Below are 12,684 nucleotides of genomic sequence, written 5' to 3' on the forward strand. Positions count from 1 at the left end.
CTTTCCAAGCGTGAAGCGGGTGCCATGAGCGCGGGCAGCTCAAAAAATCCAAGGCGCCTCTCCGGCCGACCAAGGAGCGCGGTCCCGGGCCGCGGTGAAGGCCGGCCCGGAACCATGCCGGGAAGACGAACGCCCTGCGACTTTATGGCGTCGCCCTGCTCGGCCGCAGCGGTTTCAGCACGAGTCTGCTCACGGGCGCGCCGGCTTTCGCCGACAAGCCCGAATCGGACAAGGCCACCGGGCCGCCCGCTACCAGGTCGCGCGCAATCCCGCCGTTACGGCATGGGCGGTGTCGTCCCCGTTGAGACGGACGTCGTAATCGGCGATGAGTGTCACATTGCGACCGGCCCGCGTCGACAGGCCGATGCCCAGGATTGCGCTGTCGCGCGGCACCCGCGCGCCCTGCACGGCGAAGCTTGCCGCCGACGCCCCGATGAAGGCGGTGTCGAGGACGACCGCATCGTCGAGGAATTCGTGCTGCCAGCGGCCGCGCGCCTCGATGGCGATGCGGTTCGAACCCAGGTCGAACTGCCGGGTGAGACGCGCGCCGACGCTGCCGAGCAGGCTCGACGCCGATTGCCAACCGCTGGTCAGGCCGATGCTGCCGGCGCCGGTCTCGGCAAATCCATCCTGCCGCAGATAGGTGTAGCGCAGCCCGGCGAGCGGCTCGATCGTCGACCAGCCGAGTTCGACGGCATAGGCCGCCTCGAGCGCGCCGGTGAAGCGGTCGGCGCCGTAATCGGCGTCGGCTCGACGCGAGATGCTGCCGAAGCTGATGCTACGCTGGCTCTCGAGGTCGAGGCGGCCATAGCCGAGGATGCCATCGAGGCGCAGCGGCCCGCTCGCATAGCTGCCGTAGAACGCGCCCTCATAGGCCTTGATGCTGCCCTTGCCGGCGAACTGCCGGAAATCGACATCGGTGGTGGACAGACCGAGGCTGAAGCCGAGCAACAGCGAGGGCGTGACCTGCCGATCGAAGCCGCCGGCCACGCCGCCGCTGCTGTAATCGGCTCCGCCGGCGTTGGCATCGCCGCCGAACCTGCCGACGACGCCATAACCACGCAGCCAGGTATTTTGGGAGACCCCAGCCTCGCCCCAGGGTGCAGCCTGGCCGGAGGGCAGCCGCGCCAGCAGCGCCGCAGCCGGGCTGCTAGCCCCGCCCGGCGCATAGGCCATCGCCGTATGCCCCGCCGTCGGCTCGACCTGGCCGGAGCGCAGATCGGTCAGGCGTTGCGCGATCATGCCGCCGAAGGGCGCGAAGCCGCCGAGTGCGATCGTACTGAGGCTGGCATGCGCCGCGCCCGAGAGGCCGGACAGCGCCGCGCGAGCGCCATCGCGCGTGCCGGCAGCCTGGAACAGAGTGGCCACCCCGCGCAGATCGGCATCGGCGCCGGCAAGGCCGCGCTCCAGAGCGGAGCCGGCAGCGCATTGATTGGCCGAGGCGCAGACGCCGGGTGCGTCGAAGGGCAGCGTGCGGATGTCGAGATGCGCCGTGTTCGGCTCGTAGCGCAGGCTGGCCTGGACAAAGGGTGCCGAGCCGTCGCCGAAGGGACCCTCGACGCCTTCGAAGCGACCGATGAGACCCTGCCCCGCGGTGATCACCGGCATGGTCAGGAAACGTGGCAATAGTTGCGGGCCGCCGGCCAGCGCCACCTGACCGGCGAGGCTTGCCGTTCCCGTCACGGCGAGACGATTCTGCCCGCCTGTCGTGTCGAACTGCTGGATCAGGAATCCGCCGGCCTGCTGCACATAGCTGCCGTTGACGGTCAGCGTACCGATGCCGCGGTTGTTGCCGGCCCAGACCGCGCCGGCATTGTCGACATCGCCGTTGATGACGCCGGTGCCGGCGAGCGTGCCCGCCGGCGCGACGCTGGTGGCCGAGGCGATGCTGCCCATGACGGTGAGAAAACCGCCCTCGACCCGCGTCGCGCCGTCGTAGGCGCTGTGGCCGGTCAGGACGAGCTCGCCGTCGCCGCGTTTGACGAGGCCGCCGGCGCCGACGATGTCGTTCTCGAAGAAGGCGACGCCGCCGGGCTGCTCGACAACGAAGTCGCCCCAGTCGAAGCGGCCGGGGCCGAGTACCGCCTTGCCGACATCGAGCAGGCCGTAGCCGAAGATCTCGTCGACGCCCGGCGGCCCGATATCCTTGGCTGTGCCGAGCAGGGTCTGGCGCACCTGGTCGGCGCTGAAGAACGGAAACATCTGCCAGACCAGCGCCGCTGCGCCGGAGACATGTGGCGCGGCGAAGGAAGTGCCGTTGACCTTGGAATAGCCGCCGCTCTTGTTGGCCACGACAATGGGATCGTCAGGATAAGGGTCAGGATACCACCAGTCGCCGCCGCCGGGGGCCGCGAGGCACCAGTTCTTCGCCACACCGCAGCGGTTGGTATAGAACGGCTCATAATTCGGTCCGAGGGCCATAACCGCCAGCCAGCCGCGCTCCAACTCCGGGAAGAGATTGGGCAGCCCGGCCTCGGCGCTCGGTTGGTTCCGGCCCTCATTCGCCGTGCCCCAGATGCTGAGAATTCCTGCGGCAACTGCGCGCCGATAGGCGGGGATGCCTGACGGATGCTCCGCCTCGTAGCTGCCGCTCGTGAATGCCGTGATCGGGCGTTCGTCGCCGTAGCTGTTATTGATGATACGGACGCCGCGCGCCTGCAGATCGGCATAGGCTCTCATCGCGAAAGCCGTTTCCGTATATCCCAACTCGACTTCCGCTCCGGCGACGACGAGCGAGGCGCCGGGGGCGACCCCGTGCACGCCCTTGCCGTCACGGTTGGCGGCGATGACCGATGAAACGCTCGTGCCGTGCCCGCCGCGATCGATCGGCTGCGCCGTTTCGGTGGGATAGTCGTAACCTCCGGCATATCGGCCGATGAATTCAGGATGTGCGGCAAAGATGCCGGAATCGATGACTCCGATCAGCACGCCCGCGCCATCGACGCCGCGCGCATAGGCCTTCGCAGCGTTGATATAGTCGAGCCCCCACTGGGCCATGTATTCCGGTGTGCGCCAGCTCTCGGGATCGGTGAGCGGGCCGCGCGACTGGGCCGCGGCGAGATTCGTCAGAGCCGTCGACAGCAGAACGGCTGCAACGGTAGGCTTAGCCAGGAAATTCACGCAGCCCCCGAGACATCGGCGCGAGGCTCCATCCCAACGCGCCGGCTAAGAACCTGCCCACAGGCGGCGGGAGGGTCAACGCGAACCAGAAGCCGGCGGCTAGGCCGACAACGCATGGCCTCGGTTAGGGCTGCGGGAGCGCCTGGTGCTTTCCGTCGTCAGGGTCGCGGTATCCCGCATTGGCTCCGGCCAGCAAAAAGCCCGCCGTTTCCGGCGGGCTTCATCGTTCTCGAGAGCCTTGCTCGGCCGTTCAGATGTCCTGATCGCCCTGCAGGGCCGCGACCGGCGCCGGGCCGAGTCCGTCCTTGTTGTAGATGTCGTCGCGGAACTGCACGCCGCCATCGGCCGTCGCCCACGCCGTGACGTAGACCCAATAGCAGGACACGGGGTCGGAAATGCGGGCGTTGACGCGCTGGCCGGACTGAATCACCTCGTCGATCTTGGCGCGATCCCAGCCGGGGGTGTTCTTCAGCAGCCAGGCGACATAGTCGCGCACGTTCTGGACGCGCATGCAGCCCGAGGAGACGAAGCGGTAATCGTCGCCGAAGATGCCCTTCGACGGCGTGTCATGCATGTAGACGCCGTGCGGGCTCGGGATGTTGATGCGTACGAAGCCGAGCGAGTTGAAGTCACCGCCCGGATCCTGCCGGAAAGTGTAGCGCGTCGCCTCGTCCGAGTTCCAGTTCACGCTGGCGGGCGAAATCTCGCCACCGCTCGGCGAGATGATGCGGATCTTGTTCTCGGCGAGGTAATTCGGCTCCTTGCGCATCTTCGGGATCAGGTCCTTGCGGATGATCGAAGCGGGAACCGTCCAGGTCGGGTTGAAATTGACTTCCGGGATCTTGGTCTGCAGCAGCGGCGACTGGCGGTCGATCTTGCCGACGCCGGCAGCGTGACGCGTCGCGACATGGCCGTTCTCGACAGTCTCGACCATCGCAGCCGGGATATTGGCGACGACATAGCGGCCGCCGAGATTGCCGGACCAGCTGCGCAGCCGGACGACGTTGGTCTCGAGCTGACGGATGCGGCGGTCGATCGGCACGTTGAGGGCAGCGACGGTGGCGCGATTGATCGAACCCGTGGTCGACAGGCCGACGCGCGACTGGAAGCGGCGCACACCCGCCTCGACATAGGAGTCATAGACAGCGCTGTCGCCCGCGGCAGCATCGAGATCGCCGGTGACGATCAGGCGCTGGCGCAGGGCCACCACGCCCGGCCCCTTGGCACCGACGCCCATGCGCTCAGGCAGCTGCACCTGCGGCCAGCCACCCCGGCCGGCGAGGTCGCGGTAAGCGGCGATCGCCGCTTCGGTGGCCTGCAGCGATTCCGGCGAGAGCATCGGCGTCGACGAGCGGAGGACGGCATTGCGCGGACCCGCATCGTAGCTCTGGCGCCACTCTGCCTGCTGGGCGAGCGCCGGGGCTGCTGCAGCCGTGGCGGCGCCCGACAGCAGGGCCAACACGGTTTCGCGGCGGGTCAGGCTCAGTTGCGACATCTCTTCCCTCATCAAGACTTCACGCATGCAGACTGGCCGCACAAAAACGTCGCCAAAAAGGCGACGTTCGCGCCGGACTGCCGCAATAACCTCATGGCCGATGACGGTGTCCTAGCACGGTTAACGAGGCGTGATGACAGAGGCGAATTTAGGGCATGGCATGGTTTTGCCCGATGCATGGCAACAAAGTCACAGTCGATACTGAAGCCCGCGGCGAGTCGCGCCGGCGCGGCCGGGACTGGCCCCAGCCGCGCAACAGGCAGGCAGATCGGCGAAACGGCCGGTAAGCGACGGATTTCTCAGAGCTTGTAGCGGATCTGGTCGGTCCAGAAGCGCTCCAGGCGCAGCAGCGCATTGTTCATGCGCTCGAAATCGTCGGCCGCGATGCCGCCGATCTGCTCGACCGTGCGGACATGCTTGTCGTAGACGCCCTTCACGATATCGTGCACCTCGGTGCCCTTGTCGGTCAGGCTGATCCGGACCGAGCGGCGGTCGATGCGCGAACGGGCATGGTGGAGATAGCCGAGCTCGACCAGCTTCTTCACATTGTAGGAGACGTTCGAGCCGAGATAGTAGCCGCGGGTGCGCAGCTCGCTGGCGGACAGCTCGGCATCGCCGATGTTGTAGAGCAGCAGGGCCTGCACGCTGTTGACGTCATCCCGGCCGCGGCGCTCGAACTCATCCTTGATGACATCGAGAAGCCGGCGGTGCAGCCGCTCAACCAGGGTGAGCGACTCAAGATAAAGAGGCTTCACGTTGAGTTCGGCCTCTTTAGTCTTGGCAACATCCAAAGTCTTGACGCTCGCTTTCATTGTATATCTCGCCTGTTGTGTGTCGGCCAGGATTTGTCTCCTGGTCCGCTTCTGAAAAACACCATAAGCGGCGGCGGATGAAAACGAGTTTAAATATCAGGATGAATCAGGGATTTACCCCTTTGGGTGAATCGTAAGTGAAGCCAGAAACGCTTAAGCTAAAGCGATTCTTACCATGACTCGACGCAATCGAAGCGCCGCGCGTCGGGCATGGCACACTCCGAGAGCATGGTCCGGGGCGAGACCGCAGCGGCGATCGAACGCTACTCCGCCTCGTTCTCCGCCGCCCACGTCGCGAGGAAATAGACCGCCATCAGCCCGATATAGAGCGCGACCAGCCATGCCGTCATCGGCACGAAGCGCGGGAAGAAGAAGCTCAGCAGCATCTGGCTGATCGCCGCCAGAAGCCAGAGCACGCCCCCCCAGGTCGACGTCAGCCAGAGGCCCACCGCGGCGACGAGGTCGATCACGGCGAAATAGACGATGATGGCCTGATAGCTCAGCAGCCGGTTTTCGAAGGGCGGCTGAGGATTGCCGGGCAGGCCGAAGATGACCGCCCAGGCGGTCAGCCCCTTGGCGAGCCAGAAGGCCGAGAGCAGCCGCAGGAACCAGACGAGCAGGAGACGCCAGCGCCCCTGCCGCTTTTCTCCGTCCTCGCCGGTCCTCGCACCACGCAGAGCCTCGCCATCGCCACCCAGCCCCAAGCTCAACCCTCCAGCTTGAGTTCGTCAGCGCCGAGCGGCGCGAAATAGGCGTCGATATCGGCCTGTCTGATGGCGTCGAGCGTTGCTGGCTGCCAGCGCGGCGCCTGGTCCTTGTCGATCACGACGGCGCGCACGCCCTCATAGAAGTCATGGCCGCGCGCGATGCGCGAGACGATGCGGTATTCCGTGCGCATCGCCTCGGCGAAATCGAGACCGGCGCCGCGCCGCATCTGCTCGAAGGCGATGGCGACGCTGGTCGGCGATTTGGTGGCGATGGTCTGCAGCAGCTTGCCGGCGAAGCCGCCGCCGCCGGCAGCGGCCTTGTTCAGGCGCGCGATCACCTCCGGCAGGGTCTCCCCGCCGAAGGCATCCGCTATCGCCGCGCGCTCGGCCTGCAGGGGCCCCGGCCCGCGCTGGAGACTGAAGGCGGCGAGGATCTCGTCGAGCGCGCTACGGCCCGTCAGCGCATCGGCCAGTTCCGCGAACCGCTCGCTCGGCACGCCATGGGTCGCAAGCCCGACCGTAAGCGCGTCGGCCGCGCCGATCCGCTCGCCCGTCAACGCCAGGAAGCGGCCGAAGCCGTCGCTGAGACGCGGCAGCGCATAAGTCGCGCCGACATCGGGGAAGAAGCCGATGCCGACCTCCGGCATTGCGAAGAGATAGCGATCACCGGCGATGCGGTGGCTGCCATGCAGCGAGATGCCGACGCCGCCGCCCATCACGATGCCGTCAATCAGCGCGACATAGGGCTTGGGATAGGTCTTGATCCGGTGGTTGAGAATGTACTCCTCGCCCCAGAAGGCGAGCATGTCCTCATGTCGCCCGGCCTTGCCGCAATCATGCAGCCAGCGGATATCGCCGCCGGCCGAGAACGCCTTCTCGCTGGTGCTGATGACGACGATGCGGGTGACCTGCGGATCGTTCTCCCAGGCGTCGAGCGCGCGGGCGAGCTCGCGGACCATGCCGAGGCTCAGAGCGTTCAGCGCCTTCGGCCGATTGAGCACCACGACGCCGGCGGCGCCGCGGATCTCGCAGATGATCTCCTGGTCCTGCGTCATGGTCCGATCCTGCTTCCGTGGGCAGCGGTTCTGGAAGGCGGGGACAGGCTTGTCAACGCGACGGAACGGCAGGTGCGGCTTGGCCCCGCTGCACTGCCATATCCCGGCCGGACCTGCATGACGCTGGCAGCAGCCTTGCGACCAAGCGCCCTGTTTTGGAATGGTTCCGATGTGATATGTAAACGGCCTGCCGACATCGCCCGTTCGACGAATGCCGGGCCGTTTTTGTTCACCGCTTGAGGCACAGTTCATGGAATCCCGGGTCGTGCGGCCTTTCCCCGCTCCTCAGTCGCATCCGGACGAGGCGCACGGCGCTTCGTCGCTCGGGCTCACCCGCCGGATGCGCCGCAACCGCAAGGCCGAATGGTCGCGCCGGCTGATGCGCGAGTCGGCGCTGACGACCGACGACCTGATCTGGCCGATCTTCCTGATGGACTCGCCCGAGGCCCGCTCGCCGGTCGAATGGATGCCGGGCGTCGACCGGCTGAACATCGAGGAGGCCGTGCGGCAGGCTGCCGAGGCCGCGGCGCTCGGCATTCCGGCGATCGCGCCCTTCCCCTATGTCGAAAAGGCGCTGCGCGACCCGACCGGCTCGGAAGCGCTCAACACGAGCAACCTGATGTGCCGCGCTGTGCGCGCCATCAAGGCGGAGGTGCCGCAGATCGGCATCATCTGCGACGCCGCACTCGACCCCTACACCTCCCACGGCCATGACGGCGTCATGGACGGCGAGCGCATCCTCAACGACGCCAGCGTCGCCATCCTCGTCCAGCAGGCCCAGGCGCTCGCCGATGCCGGCGCCGACGTCATTGCCCCCTCCGATATGATGGACGGACGCGTCGCAGCGATCCGCGCTGCCCTCGACGGCGATGGCCATGAGGAGGTGCAGATCATGGCCTATGCGGCGAAGTACGCGTCCGCATTCTACGGCCCCTTCCGCGACGCCATCGGCACCAACGCCACGCTGGTCGGCGACAAGCGCACCTACCAGATGGATCCGGCGAATACCGACGAGGCGATCGCCGAGGTGATGCTCGACCTCGAAGAAGGCGCCGACATGGTGATGATCAAGCCCGGCCTGCCCTATCTCGACGTGGTGGCGCGGGTGAAGGACCATTTCCGCGTGCCGACCTTCGCCTATCAGGTCTCCGGCGAGTACGCGATGATCATGGCGGCGGCGAACAATGGCTGGCTCGACGGCGAAAAGGCGATGCTGGAGAGCCTGCTCGCCTTCAAGCGTGCGGGCGCCGACGGCGTCCTGACCTATTTCGCGCCGCGCGTCGCGAAGAAACTCAAGGCTGCTGGCTGAGGCCGGACGCTTCGGGAGAATGCTCTGGCTCTACCGGAGCATTCTCAAAACAACGACGGTGCGGTTTCCTTGCCCCGGCAGCGGCGCTACCGTCGCACGGCATGCGCCCGCTCATCCTGCCGATTCTGGCCGTTGTCCTGCTCGCCCTCGCGGGGTGCGGCGCGGATTTCGACACCGAACAGATGCGGCTCTGCCGGCAGGCGATCCCGCCGCTCAATCCGCCGAATGCCCGGATCGAGATCGAGCGCGCGACGAAGGGGCCGGTGCCGCGGGCGCTGAGGCTGCTGTACCGCGTGCAACTCGGCGACGATATCTCGCGCCATCGCAGCATCGACTGCCTCTTCGCCGGGGAAGGCGGCGGACCCGGCCGCGGCGCCCTGATCGGCATCGCCTCCGACGGGCGCCCGATGGCCGATGCCAGCTTCTACCTGCTGCGACGCTTCTATCTCGAGGACCGGGCCGAGCCGCCGCCTGACCCGGCCGCCCCCACCGCCGAGAACCTGCCGGCGATCCCGCGTTCGGTTGCCTACGGTTTCCAGCAGGGACTGAGCGCCCTGCCCTCGGCGGCGATCTACAGCCTGCTCGCCGCAGCCTATGCCCTCGTCTACGGGCTGACCGGGCGGATCATCTTGAGCTTCGGCGAGTTCGCGGCGCTCGGCGCGCTCGCCTCCGTCGTCGGCGTGGCGCTGCTGCTCTCGCTCGCGATCTCGACGCCGCTTTCGGGGCTCGTGGTCGCCTTCATCGTGGCGATCCTCGTTTGCGCCCTGCACGGCTTCGCCATGGGCCGCTTCGTGCTGCGTCACCTCAAGCGCGCCAGCGGCCAGCAGACACTCATCGCCACGATCGGGCTCGCGATCGCGATGTCCGAATATCTCAGGCTGGTGCAAGGCCCGGAATTGCGCTGGCTGCCACCGGTGTTCAACAGCCCGATTCCCCTGGCCCATTCCGGGACCTTCATCGTGACCTTGAACCCGCTGGCGCTGGCGCTTGCCGTCCTCGGGCTCGGCGTCACGCTCGGCCTCGTCGCGCTGATCCGGCGCACGGCCTATGGCCGGGCCTGGCGGGCCGTCTCGGACGATGCGCGGACTGCGGCGCTGTTCGGTGTCGATGCACGCGCCGTGCATGACGTCGCCGTCGTCATCGCCTGCGCCGTCTGCGGTATGGCCGGGGTCATCGTGACCGCGATCTATGGCGGCATGGGCTTCGCCGGCGGCTTCTCCCTGGGCCTCAAGGCGCTCGTTGCCGCCATTCTCGGCGGTATCGGCTCGGTCAGCGGCGCGGCGCTGGGCGGTCTCTGCATCGCCATATTCGAAGCCGCGTGGTCGGCGACATTGCCGATCGAACAGCGTGATCTCGCCGTCTACTCCTTGCTGGCCGTTGTACTGATCTTGCGCCCCGGCGGCTTCTTCGGCGATGCCGACCTGACACCGCGGCAGGTTTGACGACATGATACCGGGATGGAGCGCATCATGAGCGAAGCCTTCGCCATCACCCCCGAGGATATCGACGCGGCTGCAAGCCGCATCGAAAGACATGTGCTGCGCACGCCGCTGGTGCCGGCGCCGCGCCTGTCCGAGCTGACCGGCGCGACCGTGCTGGTGAAGTACGAGAACATGCAGGCGACCGCGTCGTTCAAGGAGCGTGGCGCGGTCAACAAGCTGCTGACGCTCAGCGAGAGCGAGCGGGCACGCGGCGTCATCGCCATGTCGGCCGGCAACCACGCCCAGGCGGTGGCGTACCATGCCAAGCGCTTCGGCATTCCGGCGACGATCGTGATGCCCGAGACGACACCGCTGGTGAAGGTCGAGAACACCCGCGCCCATGGCGCCCGTGTCGTGCTCCACGGCGAGACGCTCTTCGAATCCAGCCAGAAGGCGCACGAGCTTGCAGGCGCCGAGCAACTCGTCTTCGTCCACCCCTATGACGATGCTGCGGTCATGGCGGGCCAGGGCACGGTGGCGCGCGAGATGCTGGCCGACGAACCCGATCTCGACGTGCTGGTCATTCCGATCGGCGGCGGCGGCCTCATGGCCGGCAACGCCGTTGCCGCCAAGGCGATCAAGCCCGGGATCGAACTCATCGGCGTGGAGGCCGATCTCTATCCCTCCTTCTTCAACGCCGTGTACGCCCAGGACCGGCCGATCGGCGGACCGACGTTGGCCGAGGGCATCGCAGTCAAGACGGTCGGCCAGCTCACCCTGCCGGTAATCTCCAGCCTGGTCAGCGACATCGTCCTCGTCGGCGAAGACCTGATCGAGCGTGCAGTCAACGCCTATGCCAGCCTGCAGCACAGCCTCGCGGAAGGCGCCGGCGCCGCCGGCCTGGCCGCCATGCTGAAGGACCCGCAGCGCTATGCCGGGCGCAAGGTCGGGCTCGTGCTCTGCGGCGGCAATATCGACACCCGCCTGCTGGCCGCGATCATGGTGCGCGAACTCGAACGCGAGGACCGCATCGTCGCCTTCCGACTCACCAGCAACGACAGACCCGGCCTGCTCGGCAAGATTGCGAGCCTGCTCGGCAACGAAGGCGCCAATATCCTCGAAGTCAGCCATGGACGCTTGTTTCTCGACGTGCCGGCCAAGGGGGTTTCGCTCGACGTCACCGTGGAGACGCGGGGCGAAGCGCATTCGCGCGCGATCGAGGACATGCTTGCGAAAAACGGCTTCGCGCCACGGCGAATCCTGCCACGCGGCCTTGCGGAACCGACGCGCTGATCAAACATATCCGCCCGGGCGACGCATCCCGCGCGCCGATAGAGGATTGAAGTCTCGATGAGCGATACCCGCTACAGCCAGCCGCCGATAACGGCTCTGGAGCAGCGCCCGTACCAGAACGTCAGCGGCGTTCTCGGGTCTCGCCTGTTCGCCTGGCTCGTCGATATCTTCGTGCTGTTCTTCCTCGGCTGGCTGGTCGTCTTCCTGCTGGCCGTGCTCGGCATCGTGACCTTCGGCGCGACATGGCTGCTCATCCCGATCGCGACGGTTGCAACCGCACTCGGCTATGCGGCGCTGACGATCGGCGGCCGGCGCCAGTCCACCTGGGGCATGCGCATCGCGGGCTTGAGGGTCGAGACCATCGGTGGCGGCCGGCCGGATGGCCTGACGGCGGCCGTGCACGCGCTGCTTTTCTACGTTGCCGCCGGCACCTTCCTGCTCTGGCTCGTCGACGTCGCCTGCGGCTTCGCCCGTGCCGACCGGCGCATGGGCCATGACCTCCTGACCGGGCTGGTCGTCGTCCGGGCCTGATCAGAAGCGAAAGCGCAACAGGCGTGCCATCTGCGACAGCGCGGGAATCCATCCGAACATCTGGATGGTCGCCCGCGCCGTGAGCGACATCCGCGCGACCTGTCGTGGATCATACCCGTTCGCGCCGTAGCCCGTGAGCTCCTGAACGAGTTCGAGCCGGGGCAGTCGCCGCATCAACTCGCGGGGATCATCAAGTGACCAGTGCAGTGTCGCGCCGGTCGAGCGGATGGCAGGCTGCCAGGCGATCAGCGTGAGGCCCAGGCGACTATAGGCATCGAAGACAAATTCGCCGCCGGGGACGTGCCCCATCAGCCGCGCCAGCAGAAGCACCACCTCTTCCTCGGGCAGGTAGGGCAACAGGCCCTCGGCAATGATGAGAGCCGGCCGATCCCGCGGCACTGCCTCAATCCAGCCCGGCTCGATCACCGACGATCCCAGCAGCGTGCAATTCTCGCGGGCCGGGTAGAGGCGCTTCCGCAACGCGATCACATCGGGATAGTCGACGTCGAACCAGCGAATACTGGCGGGAGGCTCGAGCCGGAAGACGCGCGCATCCAGCCCGCAGCCGAGATGCAGCACCGTCGCCTTGGGGTGCCGGGCGATGAAATCCCGTGCCCAGCCATCGATGACATGCGCCCGCAAGGCGACGCCGACCATCAAATCGCGATCGATCCCGAGCCGCGCGAAGTCGTAGTCGATCCGCCCCATCGCCTCCGCGGCGAAGCGATCCTTCAGGAGCGAGTCGGGCAAACGGCTCTCGCCTGCCTTCGCGCAGAGCGTGATCAGGAGCGTTTCCTTCACTCCTCTTAGCGCCACCTTCTCACCGGGCATCTCACGCTCCCGAGGCCGATCCGTCCTCTGTGCAGTCGACGCCGGGAAGTTGTCGGCAGCAAGATCGCGCCACATGCCGCCTCGCGCTTGTTGCCGCCGCCACCGATGCT

Annotated in this window: 10 protein-coding genes; 4 read left to right on the forward strand and 6 right to left on the reverse strand. The window is 67.0% G+C overall.

What is annotated here, in order from left to right; all coding sequences use genetic code 11:
- Positions 1-249: 249 nt before the first annotated feature.
- The 5 genes from AC1DIN_RS21510 to AC1DIN_RS21530 all read right to left on the reverse strand — a co-directional run bounded on the left by AC1DIN_RS21510 (position 250) and on the right by AC1DIN_RS21530 (position 7,189).
- On the reverse strand, positions 250-3,120 hold the full coding sequence (locus tag AC1DIN_RS21510; RefSeq protein ID WP_476811231.1) for an autotransporter domain-containing protein: 2,871 nt from the start codon (positions 3,118-3,120) through the stop codon (positions 250-252).
- Between the two features lie 250 nt (positions 3,121-3,370).
- The gene (locus AC1DIN_RS21515; protein ID WP_441468359.1) at positions 3,371-4,615 is read right to left on the reverse strand and encodes a L,D-transpeptidase family protein; all 1,245 of its coding nucleotides are present in this window, start codon (positions 4,613-4,615) and stop codon (positions 3,371-3,373) included.
- A 299-nt stretch (positions 4,616-4,914) separates the two neighbouring features.
- Positions 4,915-5,427, reverse strand: a complete 513-nt coding sequence (gene ldtR, locus AC1DIN_RS21520) for a transcriptional regulator LdtR (RefSeq protein ID WP_441468360.1) — start codon at positions 5,425-5,427, stop codon at positions 4,915-4,917.
- A gap of 263 nt (positions 5,428-5,690) precedes the next feature.
- On the reverse strand, positions 5,691-6,131 hold the full coding sequence (locus AC1DIN_RS21525) for a DUF6163 family protein (protein WP_149129906.1): 441 nt from the start codon (positions 6,129-6,131) through the stop codon (positions 5,691-5,693).
- A 2-nt stretch (positions 6,132-6,133) separates the two neighbouring features.
- The gene (locus AC1DIN_RS21530) at positions 6,134-7,189 is read right to left on the reverse strand and encodes an enoyl-CoA hydratase/isomerase family protein (RefSeq protein WP_476811232.1); all 1,056 of its coding nucleotides are present in this window, start codon (positions 7,187-7,189) and stop codon (positions 6,134-6,136) included.
- Between the two features lie 250 nt (positions 7,190-7,439).
- Between AC1DIN_RS21530 and hemB the strand changes: the two genes are divergently transcribed.
- From hemB to AC1DIN_RS21550, 4 genes are all read left to right on the forward strand, one after another.
- Positions 7,440-8,498, forward strand: coding sequence for a porphobilinogen synthase (hemB, locus tag AC1DIN_RS21535; protein WP_476811233.1), 1,059 nt, complete (start codon positions 7,440-7,442; stop codon positions 8,496-8,498).
- A 101-nt stretch (positions 8,499-8,599) separates the two neighbouring features.
- Complete coding sequence (locus AC1DIN_RS21540) at positions 8,600-9,940, forward strand: branched-chain amino acid ABC transporter permease (protein ID WP_476811234.1); 1,341 nt, start codon at positions 8,600-8,602, stop codon at positions 9,938-9,940.
- A 27-nt stretch (positions 9,941-9,967) separates the two neighbouring features.
- The gene (locus AC1DIN_RS21545) at positions 9,968-11,212 is read left to right on the forward strand and encodes a threonine ammonia-lyase (RefSeq protein ID WP_476811235.1); all 1,245 of its coding nucleotides are present in this window, start codon (positions 9,968-9,970) and stop codon (positions 11,210-11,212) included.
- A 57-nt stretch (positions 11,213-11,269) separates the two neighbouring features.
- Positions 11,270-11,743, forward strand: a complete 474-nt coding sequence (locus AC1DIN_RS21550) for an RDD family protein (protein WP_476811236.1) — start codon at positions 11,270-11,272, stop codon at positions 11,741-11,743.
- Here AC1DIN_RS21550 and AC1DIN_RS21555 read toward each other — a convergent pair whose 3' ends face one another.
- Entirely contained in the window at positions 11,744-12,574 is an 831-nt protein-coding gene (locus tag AC1DIN_RS21555) for a class I SAM-dependent methyltransferase (RefSeq protein ID WP_476811237.1), read from the reverse strand.
- Between the last annotated feature and the right edge of the window lie 110 nt (positions 12,575-12,684).

Source organism: Allobosea sp. 05T438, from assembly GCF_056396025.1.